Genomic DNA, 25,028 nt, shown 5'->3' on the forward strand with positions numbered 1-25,028 from the left:
CCGATCAGTGCTGGTGGGCGGCGGTTCCGTGCGCGCCGGCCGGTTCGGTGTGGACCACCACCGCGGTCAGCCGCGGGATCGTGTGCACCAGCCGGTGTTCCACCTCGTGCGCCAGCGCGTGGGCGGCCTCGACGGTCAGCTCCGCCGCCACCGTCACCGCCAGCTCGGCCCGCAGGTGGTGGCCGATCCAGCGCATCCGCAGTTCCCGCGCACCGAGCACGCCGTCGACGCCGCGGGCCGTCCGTTCGGCCAGTTCGACCGACGCCGGGTCGACGGCGTCCAGCAGCCGCCGGAACACCTCCTTCGCCGTGTCGCGCAGGACGAACAGGATCGCGACCGTGATCCCGAGCCCGACGATCGGGTCGGCGGCCGGGAAGCCGAACGCGACTCCGGCCGCGCCGGCGACGACGGCCAGCGACGTGAAGCCGTCCGTGCGCGCGTGCACGCCGTCGGCGACCAGGGCGGCCGAACCGATCTCACGGCCGATCCCGATCCGGTACCGCGCCACGAGTTCGTTGCCGGCGAACCCGATCACGCCGGCGACGGCCACCACCCACGGGTGCCCGACCGGCTGCGGATCGAGCAGCCGCCGCACGGATTCGTACCCGGTGACCGCCGCCGAAGCCGCCACGGCCAGCACGACCACCACACCGGCGAGGTCCTCGGCACGGCCGAGACCGTAGGTGTAGCGCTGCGTCGCCGCGCGGCGCCCGAGCAGGAACGCGATGCCGAGCGGCACGGCGGTCAACGCGTCGGCGAAGTTGTGGACGGTGTCGCCCAGCAGCGCCACCGAGCCGGTGACGACCACGAGCACCAGCTGCGCGACGGCGGTGACCGACAGCGCGGCGAAGGACCACCCGAGCGCCCGCATGCCCCGCCGGCTGGTTTCGAGGGCGTGGTCGACGCGCTCGGCGCTGTCGTGGCTGTGCGGGCGCCACCGCCCACGGCGGTGCCCGTGTCCGTGTCCGGTCATGGGGTGAGTCTATCTGCGCATACACGCAGATACGCAAGTAGTAAGGTTCGACCATGCACACGTCGCTGCCGGACTTCGACATGCCCACCGAAGAGCAGGTCCACCTGGCGGCGGAGTCGTTCCGGCTCCTGGCCGACCCGACCCGCATCAAGGTGCTGTGGGCCCTCCTGCAGGGCGAGTCCTCGGTGGCCTGCCTGGCCGAACTGGCCGGCGCAGCCCCGACGGCGGTGAGCCAGCACCTGGCGAAGCTCCGCCTGGCGGGCCTGGTGAAGGGCCGCCGCGAAGGCACGTTCGTCTACTACTCGGCAGCCGACAACCATGTACGCGGCCTACTGGCCCAGGCCCTGCACCACGCGGACCACGTCGAACGCGACCTCCCGTCGGGCGCCCACGCCCACCACCCGCGGTCTAGCTGACCGGCTCCTGGCCTCGCGAAGGGTCCCTCTCAGACTTCAATCCCGCTGCCGCGCGGGGTGCGCGTCGGCCGCCGTGGGCCGATCAGGGGTCGAGTCTGGATCGCAGGACGCTCGCGCGAGAATCTCCTAAGAGATCGAATACTTCCCACGCTTTTCGCCAATATCGGCGCGCGGCCACCACGTCGCCCGTCGCGCGATGAGCATCTCCGAGGCCCTGGCAGGTGACTGCAAACCCGTACTGGTCGATGTGTTCGCGAATGGCCATCGCGGTGTGGTATGCGGTGATGGCTTCGCCGTGGTCTCCCGCTTCCACCAGCACAGCGCCCAAGTTGTTCAGCGCCCACGAGTAGGCATGTTCATCTTGTAGAGTCTCGAAAATCTCCTTGGCCAGCCGGGTATGAGCCAACGCCTCGGTCACCGCACCTCGTGCCAGTTCGATTCCACCCAGCAAATTGCTTGCGCGTGCTTCACCATGTCTTGACCCGACCTGGCGGAAGAGCTGCAAGGCATCTTCGGCGGCCTGTCCAGCCCGCTGCAGGTCTCCCAATTCACGGTATGTTTGCGCGAGGTGGATGCTGGTTTGTGCCGAACCGCGAAGATTTGCGGTTGCGGTGAAGCCCGCCGAAGCGAGAGAAAGGTAGTGCAGCGCCTCGTCGTATCGGTTCTGTTCGCGATGAGCCACGGCCAAGCTGTCGCAAAGCCACGATTCACCGTCGCGTTCGCCCGTCGCCCGGGCGGCGGCCAGCCCCAATTCCTGGACGACGATCCAGGTCGACCAGGGCTTGCGGCTGAAGAAGTACGGTGAGAAGGCGAGGGCCAGCCGCCATGCTTCACGGTCGGCCCCCTCGTCGAGGGCGAACTGTGTGACCGCTGCGATGTTGGCCAGCTCATCGTTGAACCAGCGAGTCGCACGTTCCTTATCGGTCTGTTCCAGTTCCTCTTGGACGAGCTCCGAACGAGGGTGCCAGCGGTCGAGCGCACGTCCGCACATTTCGGCCTCTCGCCAAGACCAGTCCAGGGCTTGCCGCACCGCAGCGCGACGCCCGTCGTTTTGTCCCGCCTGCCGTGTGATCTCAGCGGCGTATGTCCGTGTCAGGCTGTGCATCTGGTAGCGATTACGCCCGACCTCTTCGATCAAGTTGGCATCGGCCAACGCGCGAAGACGCATCCGGCCACCAACCAGAGCAGCTGCCGCGCCCGCCGCAACTGTCATCCCGGGATATGAACCGAGCAATCTGAACGCCGCCTGTTCTTCAGCAGACAGGGCTTCGTAGGACGACGACAGAACTGTGCGGACCGATGTCGGTCCGTCATCAGGGAGATCAAAAGCGTCGAGACCGGCCTGTTCAAGGTCATGGACGAGGTCTTTGATGTCTTCGGGCGAGCAACCAGCCACCTGTGCGCCCACGATGCGTATCGCGAGCGGGTGGCGACCGCACAGCTCCGCCAGATCCGAGAGTTCGGGTTCCGCCGCCGACTGAGTGATCCGCGCCAGCAACTCACGCGCGTCTTCAGGCGGGAGAACAGGTATCCTGATCCGCGTAGCTCCCTCCAGGGCAACCAGACCGCTCATGGTCGTGCGACTCGTCACCAAGGCTGCACAGGTCGTTACTCCCGGCAGAAGCGGACGCACCTGAGCCGAGTCGCGGGCATTGTCCAAAACGACGAGCAAGCGATTGCCGTGGAGCCTTGAGCGGTAGAGCCGCATCATGCCGTCCAGGTCGGAGGGAATCGAATTCGCCCCCAAGCCGAGATCGCGCAAGAAGCCGCTCAGCACCTCCGCCGGATCCGCCGGTGGACTCGCGGGGTGAAACCCACGAAGGTCCGCGTACAAGACACCGTCGGGGAACCGGCCGTCGAGCAAGTGCCCACACCGAACGGCGAATGCCGACTTACCGATACCCGCACCGCCCGTGACGAGACAGAGTTTCGCAGACGGCTCGTCGGTGGTCAGCAATCGGACGACGTCCGAGACCTCGTCCACGCGGTCGGTGAAGAACGCTATGTGTGTCGGCAGCTGCCGAGGTACCGGCATATCTTTGGCCGGCGGCAGCATGTTCACGTTCTGGATACTACGAGCTTGTATGACGTTCGAGGCATTGCCGGACATTTCGTTCCAGGTTCCGCCGCCGGCGCCCGTCCGGCCCGAGAGCGAACTGTCCAGCAGTGTGGCGATCATCTGGTACTCATCGCGGATGTCCCGGCCGAGCGATCCTAGCTCGACGAGGTGACCGTCCAGGCGGGCCAGCTTGGCTTTGGCTTCGGCCCGCATGGACTGGGCGACGACGTTCCCCCTCTTCAGGAGGTCGAGGGTCAGGTGAAGCACTGAACGCAGGTTGTCGATCTCGGTTTGGAGTTCGGTTTTCCGGCGCAGCTCGTAGCGGCCGTCGCCGGAGAACAGGGTGATCGTTCGGCGTTCTTCGCTCACGACCACGACGGTCCGGCCAGTCTCCTGGGCGAACAATTCGGCGGAGTAATGCCTCGTGCCAAGGCCGGCGGTACCAGCTGTCCCTTGCGGAACGAGGATCACATGCCGGCGGATGATCCTGCGGCAAGGAGCGTCGTCGAGGACCGTTGCATTGTCTCCTTCGGTGGCCCGGAAGATCGACTCGGCGGTAACGTCTTGATCGACGTCTTGACCATGTACGGACCGGGCTTCACAATCCTCGTCCCAGCCGAAGACAAAGGTCCCGCCGCGGCCGCGTTCGCGCACGAGCTCCAGGCCGTCACGCAAAGGCAGTCCGAAGGCCAGCACGGCGCGGGCCTCGCGAGAAGGCTCACGGTATCCGGTCATCGAACCTCCGCACGACGAGTCGAGAACTGCATCTCGGCGATCGCAACGCGTCCGATGGAGCGTTCGCGCAGCAACGTGGGCCTTGCAACGAGATTACCTGTCGGTCGGCCAGTTCCACATGAGTGACCTTGCCCCTGGGGTTTGCCCGACCACGCTCGGGGGCGATGCACGTCCGTGGTCCCGCAATCAGCAGGCGCGTCATGGGGCTGACGTGCTGAAACCGGCGAATCATCGAAACCAGCCAAGAAGTGTAACCGCACCGAGACCCGCTACCCCCGACAGTATGCTGCGTTTTCAGCCGAACCAGGCGACCCGCGCAGGCATTCTACCTTGATCTGCCGGTGCATCCGGCGGCGACGGGGTTCTGTCGTCAAATTGTCAAGTTCTGTGCGAGCGAGGTCGGTGCACCGCGATGGTGCCTCCTCGGGCCAGGCCGGCCGAGCGTTAGCCGACGCCATCCTGGCTGGCGGCCGAGCGGGGTTCCCTGGTACAACTGCTGTCACTGTGCGTCGTTGGGCTGGATGAATGGCAGGCTTTGCCAAGCGGTGAACACGATGCCAGAATCTCCAACCTGTTGCCTTGGCCGCGGATCAGCTCTGGAGCGTACGCACCTGTGTCAAAGCTGGAAATGGATCGCCTGGTCGAGCAGCTGTTCTGCGGGCCTGAGGGGACACACGGCACATTTGAAGTGCCCGGCCGGGTGGCCGGGGCGACGGTCGACGGTACCGAGCTGATCCAGGACACGATCTTCAGGTACGACCTGATGGACTCGGCCAGCAAGTCGGTCACCTTGCAGACGTACTGGGACGTTTCGAAGTTCGGTGGTCTCCTGTGGGACCAGGAAATGCGCATCCTGCTCAGGGCTGCCGCCACCCGGCATCCCGCTCTGCCGTCCGTGGTGGACGGTGGCTACGTGGAGCCCTCCGGGAGCCACCCCGGGTTTGCGTACGTGATCACCGAGGGCTACAACGATCGCCTTGTCGACGATGGACAAGTCATTCCGTTCATGCGTGCAAACCCCGAGGAGGCAGTGAACCAGCTGTTGATGCTCGCCGACGCGTTGAGCATCCTGCACAGCACCGGGGTGGTCCACCGCAATATCTGGCCCGGTACCATCGACCTGGACAGCTCCGCTGCAGGCGAGTTGCCGAAACTGAAGCTGTCGCGGTTCGAGATGAGCAGGCTCGTGTCCGACCTCCTGCGTTCGCAGACCATCGACGCCGACCGTGGTGCCCAGGCGAGGGCGTTGTTTCTCAAGCAAGGACCGAAGGCGCTCGTTTACGTTTCACCGGAACGCCTGTCGCTGCTTTACCCGGATGCTGAGGGCGCAGCCAGGGAGGATCCTCGTTCCGACGTGTTCAGTCTGGGGATGTTGGCGTCGGAGTGGTTCTTGGGTGCTCTCCCGGAACCACCGTCCACCGTGTCCGACAGCGTGGCAGTGCGTGACTGGGTCGACGGGGTACAACGAGAGCGGCGCCGGACGCTGCGAGTGGGTACCGAACTGCCTGCTCAGCTGGCGGACCTTCTGCACGACATGACCGATCCGTCGATGGGCGCACGCCCGTCTGCCGCCGGCGTGATCGCGCGGGTCAACAAGCACTACCAGGCGATGACCGAACTGTGGACGAACATCTCCGGGCAGCAGCCCTACCTGGTGGGATTTCAGGCGGCCGAATTCCGCGACACGGTGTTGCGCTGGAATTGGATCACGGCGGATCCGGCGACGAACGAAGGGCGGATCCAGCTGACCGACCTTATCGAGCGCGACCTTCACCGGGCCAAGCTGGTGCACTCGCCGCACGGAGCTGATCGTGTGGTTCCCTTGGGTGGCGATCCAAATGCCAAGCGGGAGGCGCAACACGTCCTGGTCGGCGAGCGGGCCCTCTGGTACTGCCGGCCCTATCGGCTGGATTCCGCCTACGGAGGCCAGGGAACCAATGTCGACGAAGTCCTGCTGATCAAGTACGTGGTGGGGTACGAAAGCGAACGAGGACGGGCGGCCATGAAGAACTTGAGCCGCGGCTCTTCAGAACGTTCGATCTCCGCCGTGGAGGCGATACCGGTCGACATGGCAAAGGCCGAATTCACCGCCCGGCTGAAAGGTCGGCCGTCGTGGATTCCCCTGCTGCGGGCAACCCGTTCGGCGAGCGCCGGAGCGACGGATGACGACGCTTACCAGCAGGCTCTCGACTGGCTGGTCGAGTACCAGTGGGTGGAGTACCGGGCACGCCAATACCCGTACGTGCGGGAATCGTCCAACGGCGAGGTCGCCGTCGTCCGGTTCGACCGGGAGCGCGACTCGGCACGCCGCTATCGGTCGGCGCTCGGCACCCTATACGCGGAGAGCGAGTCTCGTCGCCCCCCCTTCGTGGTCTTCTTCGAACAGCTCGGCGGTGATGAGGATGACCGGGAGATCGAGGTCGATGTCGACAACGACAACGAGCCCGGTCGTTCGGCGGGACTGCGAGCTTTCTTCGTGGAAGAGGTCAACCAGGACGCCTTCAAGCTTCGCGTACGCGGAGGAGCGGATCAGCTGCCGGAAATCGGATGGTTGTGCCCGGGCAGCGACAGGGGCACCCATAGGGTGTTGATGCGCCAGGATGCTGCTCGGCAGGAGTTACTCGACAACCGTGCTCTGATTGCGCAGATGCGCGAGCCGCGCACGATCGCCGGTCGACGGGCGCCGTGGTCCAAGGCGGCGAAGGGACTGGATGGCGATGGCGGCAAAGCAGTCGTCGATATGCTGGTCAACCAGCCCTTCTTTGCACTGCAAGGGCCGCCGGGAACCGGTAAGACGACGGTCGCCGCCCATGCGATCGCGGCATACCTGGCCAAGGAGCCCGGAAGGGTACTTATCTCGGCGCAGTCCAATTTTGCACTCGACAATCTCGCGCAACGCGTGCTGGAGGTGACGAAAGCGATCGATGCGAACGGTCGCGTCAAGGGCGAATCGGACATAATCCCGCTCAGGGTCGCCTCCGCTGCGGGAGCCGACAGAGTCAGTCAAGCACTACGGCCGTTCCGCATAGTCGAGCTGACCCGGCGCCGGGCAGGCGAGTTGCGACGCAGGGTGGACATCGAGTTGTCCGACCGACGGGATGATGCGGCCCTCCGGTTGTTGGGGAAGTGGAAGTCCTTGCTCGCCGGCTGCGAGCCCGAGCTGGCGGATCGGCTTCGTCGCAGCGCCAACCTGGTGTTCGCCACGTGCGCCACGGCGACGCCGGAAGCGGTGGCGCGATCGGGGGCATCGTCCTTGTACGACTGGGTAGTGGTCGAGGAAGCGGCAAAGGCTTGGCCGACAGAACTCGCCATCCCTCTCGTCCGCGGCCTCAGGTGGACGTTGATCGGAGACCACCGTCAGCTCCCGGCACATCGCCGGCGCGAGGTGGAGGACTTCCTGCGTGAGTGCGCGAGAAGTGACAATCCGGACATTGCCATCGAGGAGGGCCGCGTCGAAGAGTTCCGCAAGTTCTTCGACCTGTTCGCCTCGCTCTTCGAATCGGACCGGAAAGAGGCTGATTCGAGGCTGAGCAGTGCGACCCGCAAACTCACCACCCAGTACCGAATGCGAAAGCCCATCGCTGAGGTCGTCAGCCGGGTGTTCTATCCGGCGACCGAACCCGTGCCGGCAGGCGAGCTGCTTCCAGGTCTGCTGTCCACGGGGCGCCCGGACTCGCCGGCCTGGCCGACCGCGCCGAAATGGCTGGGTGAGCACCCGCTGATCTGGTTGGACACCAGTGGAATGGGCGGCGGGAACGATGAACCGTACTGGTGCAATCCGGCTGAGGCGGATCTGGTGCGGGAGCTGTTCGCGCAGCTCAGGCCCAGGCCGGCGACCTTTCCGAGTAGCAGCGAGAAAAGACCTGTCGCCGTGCTGTCGCCCTACCGCGCACAGGTGAAGCTTTTGGCTGAAGACGAGGACGTCAAGCCCTACGTATCGACATTGCACGCCTTCCAGGGCCAACAGGCTGATGTCGTGATCGCCTCCATGGTGCGGGATACCCGGCGGGCCGACCAGAGCAAGCCCTGGCGCAACATCGGCCATCTCACCCAGACTCATCTGCTGAACGTCTTGTTGTCCCGGGCGAGGGATCTGCTCATCGTTGTCGGGCACCTTCCCCATCTGGAAAACAGCGGCTCGGAGGTCTGGGCCAGGTTGGGGGAGGCCATTCGGCGGTTCGGCGTCGTGATGCCCGCAGGTAAGGTGCACGATCGATGAACGGCACGGTCACCGTCTTCACTCCGTGCGACGTCGTTCCGGTACGCGTCGAGTATGCAATCGGCGAGGGCATGTCGCCGATGGAAGAAGGTGTATTGCGTGCCGTCGTTGAGGGATTCGACACGGTCGGTGAGCTGAACGCGCTGCTCGGCCTTGGCGAACGGCTGACGCTTGACATCGTTTCGGATCTATGGCGTAGGTCTTACCTCACTCTGGATTTCACCTCGGGGACGATGTGTCCTTCCTTGGACGTGCGGAAAGCCGTGCTGGACGACGATCTTTCCAAGCTGAAGGGAGCGGAGCGGGGAAACGAGGTACGGCACGTCATGGTCGAGAAACTGACCGGCTACGTACTGCCCGCAAAAGACGGGATCAGAAAAGTCCGTGACGGTCGGCTGATCGTGCAGGTCGGCTCCGACGACGGCTGGACCGACGACCTCTCCGGCGCCGACGTCGCAAGGGCGCTGGACGAAGAGGAAAGCAAGAAAGGGTACGCCGACGACGAGAGCATGTGGACCCGACGCCGGCGCGTTGTGTCCGCTTACCGGGTACCGACACGCCTGAGTGCCGGACACGAGCAGCGATGGCTACCACTTGACGTTCGTGTGAGCATCGACCCCGACAACGAGGACCTGCAAATCGTGGTCGCGCCGGGTCCGGCCCTCCCCGCTGACCGCAGGGATGCGGCGGCACGGCGAATCAAACGCTATGTCGAAGAGTTCCCGGACTCGGAGTTCGCCCGCCACCTGCGAGGCCAGGGCAGCACGCAGTACGAAGATCCTCGACCGGTTGAAGAGCTTTTGGACCGGTTGGAGCGACGCGTGGCCAAGGCACGAACCGAGCCCGCTGGGACGCGGACGGCATTTCACGGCGACCTCACGGCCGAGGCTCGCGTGGTGCACGAACTGCTACGTCACCGGATTCGATCCGAAGTGCACACCCGGCTGGTCGCCGGAGAGGCCGAGCATCGGGCAACTATGCTCGAAATCATCAAGGATGCTCGCAAGCAGATCGTCCTCGCCTGCCCCGGCATCCGGCGAAACAGCTTGCAGCCGCTGATCGAGCCGCTGCGCGCGGCGCTTGATCAAGGTGTTCAGGTCGCGATCGTGTGGGGCTCTCAGCGTGACCGTGAGCTCGATGACTGGGTCAGGAATGCGCTGACCGACCTCCGCCGTGGTTCGGACGGCACGGCCACACATTCGCGGCTCGTGTGGTCTCCGCTGCCCAGCAGGACGAACGCCAGACTGGTGATCGCCGACAACCGGCGTGCGCTGGTCACGGGCGCAGCCCTGCTCGACGGATCGATCGGCGATCTGCAACTGGGAGTCGATCTCGGCGCCCTGGCCGGCGCCCCCAGCTGCGAACCGATTGAAGCGCTCCTGCGCGCAATGGTTCGCACAATGCCGGAATATCGCCTCAGCCAGTCAGTGTTCGTGCAAAGCAGTGAGTTCGGGCCGCCAGATCAGAGCCCGGCGGATTCGGATGAGCTCACCATGCCGCTGCCACCACACGACCGGGAAGGCGGTGAAGTCGCCGACAGCGCTGTTCTTGCGTGGGCGAACGCGTGGACGAATATTGTCCACATCTTGCGAGGCATGCTGACACAGCGGTCGGCGCCTTGGGCGGAGGTCATTGAGGGTGCGGAGCACACGGCTGTCCTCTGGCGAATGCTCCGCGGTTCCCAGGACCGGATCATGATCGGATCCCGTCAGCTCGCCGCGCAAGTCGTCACTCCTCGGTTCGTGGACGCACTGAGGTCGCAGCTGAACCAAGGCGCACGGGTTGAGCTCCGGTACCAGCGGTCCGGTGAGGGCGACCAGGCGGGACCGTTGCACGAGCTGACCCGCGAGCGTGGCGCCCGAGTGCGAGTTGAACGGATGAGCGCCGCACCGAATGTCCTCGCCACCGACCACGAACTTGTCGTCACCAGTTACGACCTGCTGGCCCTGAACTCACTCTCCGATCGCAGCGTCCGGCAGCCGTTCCGATCGGAGCTCGGTGTTCGGATCGTCGGAGCGGACCAGGCCGAGCAGGTGCTGGACCTGTTCGACGGGCAGCGCCGGCGGGCTGAACGCCAGTCGCCGGTCCGTGAACCGGTGGAAACCTTGCCGCCGGAACTGCTACCGACCTCAGGCGGACTGGACCTCCTCAACCAGCTGGCTGCAGAGCCGGACGGATCTCTGCTCGTCGATCACGTTTTTGCGGCGGTAGCCACATCGGTTTGCCCAGCGGATCTGCTCGATGAGCTGAAGGCTTTGCACCCCGGCGAAGCAGTGCTCCGGGCGGCCGCTGCGGCACTGGTGCGGCATGACGGCGTGACCGACGACGAGCGCGAGCCGTGGCTCAAACACCTGACCTTGGACCAGTGGCGGCAGAGCGCGTTCGCCGGAGCAGCCATACTTCGCCGGGCAGTAGCCGACCAAGCTTGGCAACCCACGTCGTGGCTGTGCACTGTCGCCGCAGCACACCGAACGCGGTGGAGCCCGCTGACGGTTTACGACAGCGTCACCGACGACCTCACTCACGGAGAGGCTGCCGCTCTCCTCTGCATCGCGTCGACCGATTTGATATTGGGACCGGCCGACGGCGAAATCACAGATGGTTCGGCACCAATGTTGCAGGAAGCCCTGGAACTGTTGCCGGCTCTCGGAGCGCCCTGGAACGAGCTCGCCGACGCTGCTACGGAATATTGGCAACGGTTCTCGGCGCCGGTTCCCCTCGATGAAATCATCCGGGCAACCGACCATGCGCTCGCCGACCAGGAAGTGCAGAAGATGTGGTTGCAGCTGCAGAATCGGTACACACACGCCGCGCGGACCTCTTTCGATTTCGCCAATGGTCAACGCTTGCACGGTAGATTGTTCCACGTCGATGGCGCGTTCGGGCAGATCCAGACCCTGGCCGAACGACGGAATGTCGATGGGCTGCGGGGATGGCTCGAGGAGCATGCTGGGCGTAACGCGAGCGATCTGATCGACGAGGCCAGCGCCGAAGCGTTGCCGCGTGGCGGTTCGGTCCACAGCAGACGGCGGCGGAACTACGAGCAACGGCTCGATGCGATCATCGCTGCGGCGCGGCGCGTCGACGAGCTGGCCGGTGCTCGCCGGCATGTCGAGGAGACAGGGTGGGTCGAAGACGTCAAGCCACTGGCCGCGATACTCTCCGGGCTTCAGACTGCGCTTGACCGAGCGGCCGCCGCGACCGGTGAACCGGAGCGGCAGTTGATCATCGCGGCATTGGATGCACTGAAGCCGCTCGCACGGTGGGGGCAGAAGTGACGGACTTCCTCCGCGACATCGTGGCCACTTCCGACGGGCGGTGGCGTTACGCTGCCGCGCTCGGTCTTTTGTCAGATCCTGCACGGCACTTCTCAGGCCTTCAACTGGCGCAAGCGGTGGCTCTTGACCTCGCGAAGCCGCCTGCCACCGCGGAGGAAGCGGCCCGCCAGTTGATCGACAAAGGCGATTTCGCGGCTGCTGATGCGCTGATTTCCGACGAGAGACTCGGCGACCTGCTCGACGAGGTACTCCGCAGAGCGCGGGAGGCTGCATTGCGCGATGTGGATCGCCGACACAACGAGCTTCTGGAACGAAGCAAACGCTGCGAAGGGGACCCGGTTCCGCGAAGTCTGCTGGCAACTTTGTGTCACGCTCGCCGTGCCGCGTCCGACCTGGCTTTGGCAGACTGGGAAGATCGCACCGAAAACACGGAACGGGAGTATGCCCGGCAGCTGGAGCAGCGGTTGTCGACGTTGGCCGAAACCGGTTCTGCCGTGTGGGTCGAGGCGGTACGTACCTGCATAATGGCGAGAGAATTTCCCGCCGCCTGCATGATGCTGGTCGGGCCGCCGGACGACGGCACCCCCGGTGGCCCTGTCGTGATCCCCCACGGTCAGGAACGCTGGCCGTGGCCGAACTTGGGACTGGCGGGCGCGATCGCCTGGTACCAGGATCCGGATGCAGATCCGCCGCCCGAATTCGTGAGCCGATGGCGGCCGGATCCCCAAGATGACCCAGTGGGCTCACAGCTCGTTCAGGCTTTGTCGAAACTGCACGGGGAACTCAGCCTGAGCACGGTGCAGGCATTCGCCGACACGTTGGACGAAATGCTCGGCTTCGCGAGCACACGTCACACCGCCGTAAAGACCGCTCACGGAATCAGGACAACGCTCAACGGTTTGCAAGACCCGCACTTCACCCGCCTCGGGATCCCGGCCTCGTGGACGCTCCTGGTCGGGTCGAGTGGCACTCCGCCGGAAAACGATGATCCTTCGCATGTAACGGTATGGCTCCAACTGAGCCCATCGGAGGTGGCCGGCTCATTACCGGAGGGGGTGGTGAGGTTGCAGCCGGAAGTCCTGTTTCGTCTCCTGGCAAAAGGCTCGGACTCCGGCATCATGTCGACATCGGAACGCCGGATCAACCTTATTCGGGCTCTTTGCCGACAACTTCCGCTGGAAATGCTGTTCCCCGACCAGGGCGGCGCCCGGCCGACGAGCGCCCATGAACTCCGCGATGACATGGCGTGGTTGCTCGACTTGCTCGGAGTACGGGCTCGGGGCGCCGTCGTGGATGCGCTCTGTTACGACACTGCCGGCTATCGACCGGCGATCAGTGCGGCTCTGGGGAGTCTGCTGACGATCGACGGGAGACGGCCGCAGCAGTTGGCCATGGCCGACATCACCGAATGGCGAAGGTCCCATGAGGCCCTCGAGAGCTTTCGGCGGCACGTGTTTAAAGCCATGATGACCGAACCCGATGTGGCCGCGGTGAGTCTCGCGGCCCTTGCGTTGCAGGACAACGAACCGGATCGCCGGTTCGGCGAGGGCGAAGTGCGCGAATGGCTGGGAATCTTTGCCGGCGGTCAGTCCGAGCCTTTCGCCGCCGTGTTGCCGGACCTGGATTCTCCCCTGCGACGTGCCGTCTTGGCGGGCACCCTTCGTCACGACGGCGACCAGTACGGGTTTTGTGGTCCTGGACTGGCTGCCATGCTAGGCGACGAGGTGGAAGGCTATGTCGAGGAAACTCTGAAAGAACTGCATCGCAGGCATCTGTTGGTTCTCGAGCAAGTCAACATGCAAATGCGCAATGAGACGTTGTCGTCCACGTTGCACACGATGAAGACCGACTTGCATGAACTGCGGACCGCATTGGAACAGGCTGTCGGCTCGGATTGTCTCGACGCCATGCGCTTGGCCCTCACGATCGGCACGGAACGTGCGGCAAAGATCGAGCAGCGGTGTGCCGATCTGGTTCACGCGCGCGCGGAGATGATGCTAGTCAGTGAACAGGTCGATGTACGTGACCTGCTGGAAGAACTGCGTCGGGTGTACGAGTCCGAGAACCCGGCGAGTCTCACGGTAACGGTCCAGGCGCCAGCGGAGCGTCTGGTGATTTTTGCGAGCCGGTACCTCGTCCGTTTGGCGATCGAGAACCTCCTGACCAATGCGATGCAGGCGCAGACCGGACCCGGTTTCGCCGTGGCTTCGATCGGGCTGACTCTGACCAAACAATCGATTTCGATGGCCGGTACGCAGGTCGACTGTGCCGTCATTGACGTCGAAGACGATGGTCCCGGCGTCGCCGAGAAGGTCGCCAAGAGCATCGACGCAGGTGATGTTCTTCCTGAACGCCCCAACGGATTGGGGAGGGGGATAGGCTTTACCAGGGCGCATATCGGGCGGTTCGGCGGCAGGTTGTACCTGGTGGGCCGGTCATCCGCGATGAACGGCGCACATTTCCAGGTCCAGTTGCCGCTGTTCGATGAGCCCGGCGAAAAACAGGGGCGGCACCCAGCTTGAACAACGATGCCCTCACGTGGTGGGACTGAGAAATAGTGGAGCCGGCCCTAGTCGAATCACCCGTCGGCAAACGCGATGCAACGGCCGGCTGGTCGTGGCCCTACTTGTGCGCTGAGCGTCCCTCGCGGATCACCCGGTCCATCGACGCCGCAAGGTTGGGCACCGAATCGTGCGGACCTTTGAAGTAGATGCCGCTCAGCCCATACTTCTCCTTGAGGGCGTCGGTGTCTCCCGCCTCGGGTGCACTGGAGATCAGCATTGCCGGAGGGCCATCGTTGTCTCGCAGAAACTCGAGTATCTCCACCCCCTGTGCATCGTTGCCCGCAGCGGTGAGGTGAAGATCGACCAGAGCCGCATCGAAGTCGAGTTCGTCCTCGCCGGAAAACTGATGCCAATCCGGCAACGAACGCAAGGGGACGCAGTCATACTGCCGCCCCAACACGTCGACAAAGGTGTCGGCCATCCGGTCCTCCACGATCAGCACCCGTTTCCGGTTGCCCAGGCGGCCGTTGAGGGATGCAATGCCGGACACCCACGGCGGCATCTTGTTGGGGGCGAAGTGCGTGATGAACGTCCTCAGGCCCGGAAGTCCGCGCTGCTCGTGCACGGTCATCATCCGGATGCGCCGCAGGAGCTCGGTCCGAGCTGTGTTGACGACATGCCAATGCCCAGTGGTGTTCGGGTGCAGGGTCGCCGGATCGCCTCGCCACAAAGACAGCAGCCGATCTACCTGAGCGGGCCGAGGTGATTCCGGTAGTTCCTGGACACCGATCACGAACTCATCGGTGTCCAGAATCGGCTCGAGTTCCATGATGTAGTTGCCGCGTTGCTCCGCGATGTCGACTCCGAGTTCGCGGAGAGCGCCGACAGCCTTTTCCAGTGCTCGTCCATCGTCAGCCAATGCGCTCTGTAATATGTGGCTTGGGATGCGCCGTTCTTCCGAGAGCGCCAGCATGATGAGGACGTCAGCGGCGAACCCCGTGACCAGCTTGTCGTCGACGTAGACCTCGCCGAGGAGCCGCACTGTGAGGTCTACGGGTCCTAGCACCGTGTCGCGCTCGACTCCGGGCGCCGGAACGGAAAGCATCGCTGCCAATCCCAATTGGCGCGCGATGGTCGCGCACTCCGCTCCCTGCGCTTCACCTGAAGTTCCCAGCTCGGCCAAGTTCTCCTGGATCGTCCGGATGGCGGCCTCGACCGCAGCCTGTTCATCGGCGGGTATCCGGCGTCTGGAGCCGCCGATCCGCGGGCGCGTTTGCAATGTCGTCCGCAGGAGCTGCATTTCGGCGTCGACCGATGCCCTCAATTCCGCCTGTCCTCGGAGCAAGAGCCGATCGTCACCGAGATAGAGCGTGACGTGTTGAGTTTCCTCGCTGACGACGATCACCGGATGTTGTGTCTGAGCTGCGAAACCGGAGCCCATGGCGTGGCGGGTGCCTGGACCGGTCGCCTTCATGGCAATCGTCGGCTTCAAGGTCGCGTACTTGTGGACAATGGACTGGAGGCTCGGGTCCAAGATTATCGCGCCGTCGATCGCCGCATTAGTGAATATGGTGCGTCCGGTCAGGGGCCATGTGCCTCTGTCGCCTTCGCTCATCAAGTGCGCGTGGCAGTCACCGCAGCCGAGTACCACGATTGCGCCGCGCCCGTTGGTGCGTGCAAGTTCGATCTCGTCGCGCAAGGGCCGGCCGAAAGCCAGGGCGGCGCGAACGTCTTCAGGTAGCTGTGAGTACCGCAGCATCCGTCCTCCATGCATATGCCTGTCGGCATCTTACTGGGAGTGCTGCCGCGAACGACGACGCCGGTGCGCGACACGCCACGAAACGCTTAATCGCCGAAACCTCGGCCCTTTGATCTTGTGAGGGCAGTTGCGCGCAACGCTTATCTGCGTATGCTGATCAGTTGCATGACGGGTTGGCATCCATGATCAAGAATGCCACAATCCGCAACACTGAAGACCCATGTACGATTGTCCGATCCGTCATGATCGAGTCTGTCGTTCTCCTTATGGGTTCGCGCTATGGAGACCGCGGCGTGCCCGCGATCGTACTCGGTGATCTGCACCTGGTATGCCAGGCCGTGGGGCGAGCCGGAGCCTCGATGCGTGGCGTGGAACTGCAGGATCCATCGACATTGTCCAATGTGCCTGAAGGCGTGCGTGAGGACGTTGCTCTTGTCGAGGCTGGCGCTGCCAAGCGGTGCCGATGGATCGGCGGCCGTCCTGCTGGCGGCGCGATCGTGAAGCGGTTCATGCTGCCTCGGTGGAAGGTTCGGGTAATACTCGGTGGGCGACCATGCTGCCGCTCCTCGCTCTGCTGATCAACTCCTAAAGCGACGTGGACCGTGAGTAGCAGCAGGTGATGCGCCTAGCGCGGCCAGGTTCGCAGTGTCGGTTGGGTTCAGCGGGTTTTCCTCGGCCGCCGTCCCGGGTAGCCCGGTAGGTGATCGCCGTCCGATTCGCGGACGGCGCAGCGTGGTGGAGGGAAGACCGATGTCGACCGCACCTCCCGTAGTACCTGAACCCGTCCAGCCGGAGCCCGTTCAGCCCGACCCCACCGTGCCGGAACCGGGGCAGCCCGCGCCGGACCTGCCCCGGCCGGAGCCCGGCGTGCCCGTGCCCGATCCGCTTCCGCCGGAAACCGAGCCCGGACCCGAGCGCAAGTAAATACGAGTTCGAGATCGTATGAGTTCCGTACGAGATCGTGTACTGTCGCAGGCATGACAACAGCGCAGAGCTACCGCCGGATGGTCAACGCCGGCAACAAGATCGTCGTGGGGCTGCAGCGGCTCGGCGTCACCTTCGGCCCGATGCAGCTGCTCACCGTGCCGGGACGGCGCACCGGCATCCCGCGCACGTTCCCCATCGCGGTCGTCCCGATCGACGGCGAGCGCTACATCGTGCAGGCATACCCCAAGGCGGCCTGGGTGGCGAACGTGCGGGCCGCGGGCGAGGTGACGCTCACCCGCGGCCGTCGCCCGTCGGCCGCGCGGCTGGCCGAGCTGCCCGTCGAGGAACGCCGGCCGGTGTTGCGCAAGCTGGTCGAATCGAGCCCGGCGAGCGTGGGGAAGCGGTTCGTGACAACCGGCCTGGCGGACGCACCCACCCCGGACGCCGTCGCGGCGGCCGCCGAGCGCATCGCGGTCTTCCGCGTCGAACGGGCCTGAGTCAGGGGTCCGCGGCAGGCGTCCGCCGGTATTGACCAGGTACCGGCGCCGACAGCTCTGGCATCACCACGTACCACTGTCCTAACATGTCGTCAAAACGATGACCGGAACCAGGTCGTCGAAAGGATGACGATGGACGGAACCGATCCCGCCGACGCACTCAGGCGAATCCACGAGGTCGTCGCGGGCGCCCGGTCCGGCACGGCGGCCCGCGAAGACCTCCTGACCGCCCTGGCCGGCCTGCGCCTGCTTCGGGACGAACTCGCGACCTGGGAACCGGAGCTGATCACGGCGGCCAGGGCGGCGGGCGCCAGCTGGGTCGCGCTGGCGCCCGCGCTGGGCGTCGCGAGCCGCCAGGCCGCGGAACGGCGCTACCTGCGGCTGCAGCCGTCGAACACCGGCGAGACCACCGGTGAGGCGCGGGTCGACGCCGAACGCGACCGGCGGGCGGGCGACCGGGCCGTCGCCGACTGGGCGCGGCGCAACTCCGCCATCCTGCGCCGGATCGCCGGTCGGGTCAGCGCGCTCGACGGGCTCGGACCGGTCGCGCAGGAGAGCGCCGACCGCATCGGCGCGGCCCTCGGCGACGACGACCCGGCGACGCTGCTGCCGCCGCTGGCCGCCGCCCGGCCCCACCTGGGAGGCGAACACGCGGGGCTGGCCGAGGAACTCGGCGAGATCTCGGCCCACGCCGACCAGCTCCGCCGCGACGCCGCCGGCCACCGCCGCTCGCGCGACTGACGCCGGGTTTGCCCGGCTCACGGCCGGGCACCCGCCGCGGGAGCGACGGAAGGACGGTGCACCATGACCGCCACACCCCCGGACCCGGACCCCTACCGGACGCCGGACCTGGAACCCGGGGGCGGCGTGCCGCCGGGCAGCACGCCGCCGGACTCCGCCCAGACGTCGGGGCTGTCGCACCCGCAGCCGATGCCGTCCAAGGCGATGCCGGTGCTGTGGCTCGTCCTCACCGGCGTGCTGGTGCTGATGGTGGCCGGGCTGGTGCTTTCCCTGGCCGTCGGCTGGCTGCGTGTCTGAGATCGCGGGAGAACGGGTACCACCCGGGCATGGACGACATTCCCGATCGGACGGAAACCCGCGCCGAGCTGCTGCCCGAAGAGCAGGCGGTCGACAGCGCGGACCCCGAAGGCCAGGCCCGCGAGGTCCTGCGCGACTCCGACCGCCGCACCGAGCACCCTGAGCCGACGCTGGGCCGCCGCAAGCCCGAAGACACGGTCTAGCCGGCGGACACCGGCGCCGGCCGCGCCTCCGTCCGCGTCTCACCGCGCAGGAGCAGCACCGCGCCCAGGCCGAACACGGCGACGACGGCGAAGAAGTAGAACCCCCACGGGTAGGCGACCCCCGCGGTCACCAGCGCGCCGGTCACGAACGGGCCGAGGATCGAGCCCAGCCGCCCGACCGCCGACGTCAGCCCGAGCGCGGTGCCGCGGGCCTGCGCGGGGAACGCCTGCGCGACGTAGCCGTAGATCAGCACCTGCGCGGAGAACACGAACACGCCGGTCAGCAGGACGACCATGTTGAGCAGGAACGCGTTCCCGATCCGCAGGCTCAGGGCCGCCAGCAGGACGGCACCCGCGCCGAACCAGATCCGCGCGATCGGCCGGATGCCGAACCGGTCGGCGATCGTGCCGGCCAGCACCAGCCCGAGCACCGCGCCGATGTTGAGCACCAGCAGCAGCGTGATCGACGTCGAGATCGGGTAGCCCGCGGTGCGCATCAGCTGCGGCAGCCAGGTGTTGAGCCCGTAGACCAGCAGCAGGCCCATGAACGAGCCGGTCCACACGGCGATGCTGATCCGCCGGAACCGGGGGCCGAGCAGGTCCCGCAGGCTCACGCGCTCCGCCGTCTCGCGCGCCTCGAGGTAGGCCGCGGATTCCGGCAGCCGCCACCACATGAGCGGCACGGCGAGCAGGCCGACGATGCCGCCGCCGTAGAACAGCAGGTGCCAGTCCTCCTTCGCGGACAGCGCCAGGATCGACGTCAGCACCGCGCCGACGTGGTAGCCGGTCATGGTGAACGTGCTCGCGCTGGCGCGGCGCCGCGCGGGCAGGTTCTCCGACATCACCGTGAGCGCCACCGGCATGCACGCGCCGAGGCCGAGGCCCGCGGCGAACCGGAAGACGCCGAACGTCGCGACGTTCGGCGCGAGCGGCGTCAGCAGGGTGAACAGCGAGAACAGGAGCACCGAGCCGATCAGCAGCACACGGCGGCCGAACCGGTCGGTGAGCGGCCCGAGGCAGGCCGCGCCGACGGCCACGCCGATCAGCGACACCGTCGCGACCAGGGTCGCGCCGGCCGCGGTGAAGCCGAGGTAGCCGCTCTTCAGCAGGGTCGGGATGGTGGCGCCGAGCGCGACCAGGTCGTAGCCCTCGAGCAGGACGGTCAGCCAGCAGAGGACCGCCGTCCACGCGGGACGGGCGGGAGACGTCGTCATTGCCGTGCTCCTTCTAGAAGGGGTAACCCGCGATGTCCGCGCGGACGGTCAGCCACTGCGTCTCGGTGAACGCCTCGATGTTGGCCTTCGCCCCGCCGAACCGGGAGCCGTTGCCGGAGTCGCCGACCCCGCCGAAGGGGGCGGTCGGCTCGTCGCCGACGGTCTGCTCGTTGATGTGCACCTTGCCCGAGCGGACCTCGTCGGCCAGCTTCATCGCGGTGCCGACGTCGCCGAGGATGCCGACCGACAAGCCGTACTCGGAGTCGTTGACCAGCCGGGCGGCCTCGTCGAGGTCGCGGTAGGCGCGCACCGGCGCGACCGGGCCGAAGATCTCCTCGCGCCAGGCCGGGCTCGCGTCGTCGAGTCCGAAGAGGACGGTCGGCGGGTAGAACGGCGCGTCGGGCTTGCCACCGGCCAGCACCTGCGCGCCCGCCGCGACGCTGCGGTCGACGACGTCGGTGACGTGCGCGAGCTGGCGGTCGTCGATGATCGGGCCGAGCGCGACCTCGCCCTCGGCCGGGTTCCCCACGGGCAGCCGCCGCGCCTTCTCGGCGAGCGCCGCGACGTATTCGTCCACCTGGGACTCGTGGACCAGGTGGCGGCCGGTGGTCATGCAGATCTGGCCCTGGTGCAGGAAGGACCCGAACGCGCCGGCGGAGGCCGCCTTGGTGACGTCGGCGCCCGGCAGCACGACGAGCGCGTTGTTGCCGCCCAGCTCCAGGTGGACGCGCTTGAGCGAGCGCGCGGCGGCTTCGCCGACCTTCCGCCCGGCCACGGTGGAACCGGTGAACGACACCACCGACACCTCCGGCGCGGCGACCACCGCGGCGCCGACGGCGGCGTCCCCGGGCAGGAGGTGTAGCAGGCCGTCGGGCAGCCCGGCCGCCTCGAAGACGCGCAGGATGCTGACGCCGCCGGACACCGCGGTGCGCAGGTCGGGCTTGAGCAGCACGGCGTTGCCGAGGGCGAGGGCGGGTGCGACCGAGCGGATCGCCAGGATGAGCGGGAAGTTGAACGGCGAGATCACCGAAACCACGCCGGCCGGCGTCCGCCGGGCGAGTGACCAGCGCGGTTCGCCGGTGCTCAGCACCTCGCCGAGGGGGTGCGTGGGCAGGGCGGCGGCCTCGAAGCAGATCCCGGCTGCCATTTCCGTCTCGATCCCGGCCTTGGGCCGCGTCGAACCGGCTTCGCGGACGATCCAGTCCTGGACCTCGGCCGCGTGCGCCTCCCACAGCTCACCGGCGCGGCGCAGCACGGCGGCGCGTTCGGCGGGCTTGCGCCGGGCCCAGTCTCGTTGCGCCTTCGCCGCTTCCGCGGCGGCTTCGGCGACGTCGGCGGGGGTCGCGATGCCCACGTTGCCCAGCGTTGCGCCGGTGGCCGGCTCGACGACGGCGTGCGTCCCGCCGGAACCACGGGTGAATTCTCGCTCGAACAGGATCATGATCACTCCGGGGAGGTCGGTTCGGTGTCGACCTGGATCAGCCGCGGGCCGTCCGGGATCGTCTTGAGCTGGGTGCGCAGGTGGTCTTCGTCGGTGACCGTGGTGGCTTCGACGCCGTACCCGGCGGCGATGGCCGTGAAGTCGAGCCCGGGGATCTCCGTGCCGGGCACGTCCGGCGTCCCGAGCAGCTCGCCGAACCACCGCAGCGCGCCGTAGACGCCGTTGCGCAGGATCACGAAGGTGACCGGGACGCGGTAGTGCGCCGCGGACCACAACGCCGTGATGCCGTAGTTCGCCGAGCCGTCGCCGATGACGCCGACGACCGGGCGGTCCGGGCTGCCCATCGCGACGCCCACCGCGGCGGGCAGGCCGAAGCCGAGCCCGCCGGCGGCCGGGAAGAAGTAGGAGCCCTCGCGGCGCAGGTCCATCTGCCGCCACCAGGCCGAGTTCGTCGACGTCGACTCGACGACGTAGCGCGTGCCGTCGTCCTGGGTGTCGCGCAGGGCGGCGAACACCTGCTCCGGGTGCAGCGCGTTCTCACCGGTTTTGGGCTCCGGGTTTTCCTCGTAGCCGCGTTGTGTTCCTCTGGCGGGAAGCTTCTTCAGCAGCGCTTCGATCACCGGCGCGGGGTCGGCGACCAGCGCTTCGCCCATCGGCGCGCGGGCCGCGGCGCCGAAGTCGTCGGTCACCTGGATCAGCCGGGTGCCCGCGGGCAGGAACCGTCCGGGGACGTGCTGGTGGTAGCGGAACACCGGCGCGCCGAGCACGAGGACGACGTCGTGCCCGGTCAGCGCGGCCGAAACCGGCGCGATGCCGGCCGGCAGCACACCGCGGAAGAGCCGGTGCCGGTTCGGGAACGGCAGCCGGTGCGGCGAGGGCGCCACCCACGTCGGCAGGTCCAGGTGCTCGGCCAGGGCGACGGCCCGGTCGAACAGGCCGCCGGCGTCGATGTCGCCGCCCAGGACGAGGGCGGGGTTCTGGGCGGCGGCGATGCTCGCGACGAGATAGTCGAGCTGGGCGGCGGCCGGGTTGAGACCGGCCCGGACCTGCCGGTCGAGCACGGGGTTCTCGGGCAGCTCGGCGGCCCAGTCGTCGTAGGGCACCGAAAGGTAGGTGGGGCGCCGGTGCAATTCGGCCTCGAACACCGCCTGCGCGAGCGACCGCGGGACGTCCGCGGCGCAGCTCGGCTCGCCGGCCCAGGCGACCAGGGGACGCATCAGCTGGGTGGCGTCGGTGTTGGCGAGCATCGCCTCCAGCCCGATCGCCGTCCGGACCTGCTGGCCGGCGGTGAGCACCAGGGGAGTGCGCGAGTGGACGGCGTTGGTCAGCGCGCCCATGGCGTTGCCGGAGCCGGCGGCGGCGTGCAGGTTGACCAGCACCGGGCGGCCGGTCGCCTGGGCGTACCCGTCGGCCATCCCGACGACGACGCCTTCGTGCAGGCCGAGGACGTACCGGAAGTGCTCGGGCAGCCCGGCGAGGAACGGCAGCTCGTTCGAGCCGGGGTTCCCGAAGATGGTGGTCAGGCCACGGCGGTCCAGGAACTCGTGGGCGAGCCGGCGGGCGGTGGGCATCGGTGGGTCCTCCTCGAAGTCGGACCGACCCTATGGAGCTGCGCGCCTGTGTTCCAATAAATGTTGGCTCGCGGCTTCATCGATGGGATCGATAATGCAGGACTTCGACCTGAACCTGGTGCGCACGTTCGTGCTGCTCTACGAGACCCGCAGCGTGACGGCGACGGCCGAGTCCCTGCACGTCACGCAGCCGACGATCAGCTACAGCCTGCAGAAGCTGCGGCGCCGGTTTTCGGACGAGCTGTTCCGCCGCACCGGCGGCGGCCTGGAGCCCACGACGACGGCCCGCGCGCTGTACGAACCGCTGCACAGCGCGCTGTCGGAGATCGAGTCGGCGGTGAGCGGCGCGTGGTCGTTCTCGCCGGCGACGGCCCGGGCGGCGTTCACGCTGTGCCTGTCGGACCTGGGGGAGATCTCGCTGCTGCCGCGCCTGATGGCGGCGCTGCCTTCGGCGGCACCCGGCGTGACGTTGACCGTCCGGCCCCTGGACGTCGACCGAGCGGCCGACCAGCTCGGCCGCGGCGAGATCGACGCGTTCATCGCGTCGTCGCTGATCAGCTCGCAGCGCGTGGCCCGCATCCCGCTGTTTTCCGAGGGCTACCTGGGAATGGTGGCGGCGGACCACCCGCGGCTGGCATCGGCGGTCTCGTTCGAAGAGCTGGCGGCGGAGCGCCACGTGACGGTGTTCGGCCCGACCGGCCACGACGGCCCCCGCCGCGCGCTGGAGGCGTGCGGCCTGCTGGAAAGGGTGGTCCTGGAGGTGACGCGCTTCGCGGCCCTGCCGTACCTGGTCCAGGACGGCGAGCTGGTGGCGATGGTCCCGCGGCTGGTGGCGGAGATGTTCGCGGCCGAGCACCGCGTCCGCCTGTTCGAGCTGCCCCTGGAGGTCGAGCCGGCCCAGGTGTCGGTCTACACGCGACACACGCACGCCCGCAGCCCGGCCCAGCACTGGCTGGTGGACTTCATGCGCTCGGTGCTCGGCTAGCCGTATTGCCCCGTGAGGTTGAGGACGCGGCTGGCGGGTGGTTTGCCAGCGAGTGCGGTGTGGCCGCGATGGTGATTGTAGGTGTGCAACCAGCCTGGCAGGGCCTGGCGGCGTTCGGTTTCGGTGCGGTAGGGCTGGTCGTAGGCCCATTCGTCGAGCAGGGTGCGGTTGAACCGCTCGACCTTGCCGTTGGTCTGGGGCCGGTAGGGCCGGGTCCGTTTGTGGGTGACCTGCGCGTCGCGCAGCGTGTCGCGCCAGATGCGGGACCGGTAGCAAGAACCGTTGTCGGTCAAGACCCGAGTCACGGTGATCCCGCAGCTGGTGAAGAAGGCTTGTGCCCGGCCCCAGAACGCGGCCGCGGTCTCCTTGGTTTCATCCGGCAGGATTTCGGTGTAGGCCAGGCGGGAGTGGTCGTCGACGGCGTTGTGCAGGTAGCTGTAACCGAGGTTCGGGCGTCCGTGGACCTTGCGGGGCCGGGCGGGGTCGCGGTGGGCTGAACTGTGGCGGCCACCGGCAGCGCGGCCATGGACCTTGTGACCGCCGCCGTCGGGGATATTGCCGAGCTTCTTGATGTCGACGTGCACCAGATCACCGGGTGCGGGGTGTTCGTAGCGGCAGACCGGGCGGGAGGTGGCCTGGTCGAGGTGGGCCAGCTGGGCGATCCGGTAGCGGGTCAGGACCCGATGCGCCGTGGAGGGATTCAACCCGAGCAGGCAGGCGATGCGGGCCGGTCCCCAGCGGCGCAGGACGCGGACTTTGATGATCCGCCGCTCCGTCCGGGAGGGGGTGCGGTTCGGGCTGGTCCGGGGCCGGCTGGACCGGTCGGCCATGCCGGCTTCGCCGAGGTCGCGGTAACGGCAGGCCCACCGCGCAGCGGTCGAGACCGAGACCTGGAACCGTTCCGCAGCTCGCCGCAACGGCCAGCCATCGTCCACGACACAGCGGGCCAGGCGCAGTCTGCCGGTCGGGGTCAGGGGTGCGTTAGCGTGGGTCACGAAGGGCCTCCGTTTGATCGGTGTAGACGTCGCAATCCACACCGAACCCGGAGGCCCTTCCCTACGGCAAGATCATCCGCTTATGTGTCATCACGATCGCAACCTCCCCGGACAGAACAGCTAGACGAGTAATGCGTAACTCGGTCAGTGGTCGTAGGCGGTTAGTGATCGGGTGACGGGTTGGCCGGTGGCGCGGTTGTGCCAGATGGCGGCG

Annotated in this window: 16 protein-coding genes; 9 read left to right on the forward strand and 7 right to left on the reverse strand. The window is 67.0% G+C overall.

Annotation, left to right across the window (positions count from 1 at the left end; translation table 11 throughout):
- Positions 1–4: 4 nt before the first annotated feature.
- The gene (locus ABZW17_RS19660) at positions 5–973 is read right to left on the reverse strand and encodes a cation diffusion facilitator family transporter (RefSeq protein WP_354815624.1); all 969 of its coding nucleotides are present in this window, start codon (positions 971–973) and stop codon (positions 5–7) included.
- A 53-nt stretch (positions 974–1,026) separates the two neighbouring features.
- On the opposite strand from ABZW17_RS19660, the gene ABZW17_RS19665 reads away from it, so the two are divergent.
- Positions 1,027–1,389, forward strand: a complete 363-nt coding sequence (locus ABZW17_RS19665; RefSeq protein WP_354815627.1) for a metalloregulator ArsR/SmtB family transcription factor — start codon at positions 1,027–1,029, stop codon at positions 1,387–1,389.
- A gap of 82 nt (positions 1,390–1,471) precedes the next feature.
- Here the strand turns inward: ABZW17_RS19665 and ABZW17_RS19670 are convergent, their stop codons facing one another.
- Entirely contained in the window at positions 1,472–4,183 is a 2,712-nt protein-coding gene (locus ABZW17_RS19670) for a tetratricopeptide repeat protein (protein ID WP_354815629.1), read from the reverse strand.
- Positions 4,184–4,796: 613 nt separating this feature from the next.
- On the opposite strand from ABZW17_RS19670, the gene ABZW17_RS19675 reads away from it, so the two are divergent.
- Genes ABZW17_RS19675 through ABZW17_RS19685 form a run of 3 tightly spaced genes read left to right on the forward strand, consistent with a single transcriptional unit; the run spans position 4,797 to position 14,202 of the window.
- Complete coding sequence (locus ABZW17_RS19675) at positions 4,797–8,402, forward strand: AAA domain-containing protein (RefSeq protein ID WP_354815631.1); 3,606 nt, start codon at positions 4,797–4,799, stop codon at positions 8,400–8,402.
- Complete coding sequence (locus ABZW17_RS19680) at positions 8,399–11,680, forward strand: hypothetical protein (protein ID WP_354815634.1); 3,282 nt, start codon at positions 8,399–8,401, stop codon at positions 11,678–11,680. Before ABZW17_RS19675 ends, ABZW17_RS19680 begins: the two co-directional genes overlap by 4 nt.
- A complete protein-coding gene (locus ABZW17_RS19685; protein ID WP_354815637.1) occupies positions 11,677–14,202 on the forward strand; it encodes a HAMP domain-containing sensor histidine kinase in 2,526 nt (841 codons plus the stop codon). Before ABZW17_RS19680 ends, ABZW17_RS19685 begins: the two co-directional genes overlap by 4 nt.
- 100 nt (positions 14,203–14,302) lie before the next feature.
- Here ABZW17_RS19685 and ABZW17_RS19690 read toward each other — a convergent pair whose 3' ends face one another.
- On the reverse strand, positions 14,303–15,943 hold the full coding sequence (locus tag ABZW17_RS19690; protein WP_354815640.1) for a diadenylate cyclase: 1,641 nt from the start codon (positions 15,941–15,943) through the stop codon (positions 14,303–14,305).
- 977 nt (positions 15,944–16,920) lie between these two features.
- On the opposite strand from ABZW17_RS19690, the gene ABZW17_RS19695 reads away from it, so the two are divergent.
- The 4 genes from ABZW17_RS19695 to ABZW17_RS19710 all read left to right on the forward strand — a co-directional run bounded on the left by ABZW17_RS19695 (position 16,921) and on the right by ABZW17_RS19710 (position 18,608).
- On the forward strand, positions 16,921–17,367 hold the full coding sequence (locus ABZW17_RS19695; RefSeq protein ID WP_354815643.1) for a nitroreductase family deazaflavin-dependent oxidoreductase: 447 nt from the start codon (positions 16,921–16,923) through the stop codon (positions 17,365–17,367).
- Positions 17,368–17,499: 132 nt separating this feature from the next.
- A complete protein-coding gene (locus ABZW17_RS19700) occupies positions 17,500–18,108 on the forward strand; it encodes an HSP18 transcriptional regulator (RefSeq protein ID WP_354815646.1) in 609 nt (202 codons plus the stop codon).
- 63 nt (positions 18,109–18,171) lie between these two features.
- Positions 18,172–18,405, forward strand: coding sequence for a DUF6480 family protein (locus tag ABZW17_RS19705; RefSeq protein ID WP_354815649.1), 234 nt, complete (start codon positions 18,172–18,174; stop codon positions 18,403–18,405).
- Between the two features lie 29 nt (positions 18,406–18,434).
- On the forward strand, positions 18,435–18,608 hold the full coding sequence (locus tag ABZW17_RS19710; RefSeq protein WP_354815652.1) for a hypothetical protein: 174 nt from the start codon (positions 18,435–18,437) through the stop codon (positions 18,606–18,608).
- Here the strand turns inward: ABZW17_RS19710 and ABZW17_RS19715 are convergent.
- From ABZW17_RS19715 to mdlC, 3 genes are read right to left on the reverse strand one after another with little or no spacing between them, the layout of a single operon-like run.
- On the reverse strand, positions 18,605–19,822 hold the full coding sequence (locus ABZW17_RS19715; protein ID WP_354815655.1) for an aromatic acid/H+ symport family MFS transporter: 1,218 nt from the start codon (positions 19,820–19,822) through the stop codon (positions 18,605–18,607). The genes ABZW17_RS19710 and ABZW17_RS19715 overlap by 4 nt on opposite strands.
- 13 nt (positions 19,823–19,835) lie before the next feature.
- Complete coding sequence (locus ABZW17_RS19720; protein ID WP_354815658.1) at positions 19,836–21,263, reverse strand: benzaldehyde dehydrogenase; 1,428 nt, start codon at positions 21,261–21,263, stop codon at positions 19,836–19,838.
- A 2-nt stretch (positions 21,264–21,265) separates the two neighbouring features.
- Positions 21,266–22,834, reverse strand: coding sequence for a benzoylformate decarboxylase (gene mdlC, locus ABZW17_RS19725; RefSeq protein ID WP_354815661.1), 1,569 nt, complete (start codon positions 22,832–22,834; stop codon positions 21,266–21,268).
- A 94-nt stretch (positions 22,835–22,928) separates the two neighbouring features.
- On the opposite strand from mdlC, the gene ABZW17_RS19730 reads away from it, so the two are divergent.
- Entirely contained in the window at positions 22,929–23,819 is an 891-nt protein-coding gene (locus ABZW17_RS19730; protein WP_354815664.1) for a LysR family transcriptional regulator, read from the forward strand.
- On the opposite strand, the gene ABZW17_RS19735 is transcribed toward ABZW17_RS19730, so the two are convergent.
- Positions 23,816–24,814 carry an IS481 family transposase gene (locus tag ABZW17_RS19735; RefSeq protein ID WP_354815667.1) on the reverse strand — a complete coding sequence of 333 codons (999 nt, stop codon included), beginning with the start codon at positions 24,812–24,814 and terminating at the stop codon, positions 23,816–23,818. The two genes, ABZW17_RS19730 and ABZW17_RS19735, sit on opposite strands and share 4 nt — an antisense overlap.
- Positions 24,815–25,028 lie beyond the last annotated feature (214 nt).

It is taken from the genome of Amycolatopsis sp. NPDC004625, from assembly GCF_040609695.1.
Classification (GTDB): Bacteria; Actinomycetota; Actinomycetes; order Mycobacteriales; family Pseudonocardiaceae; genus Amycolatopsis.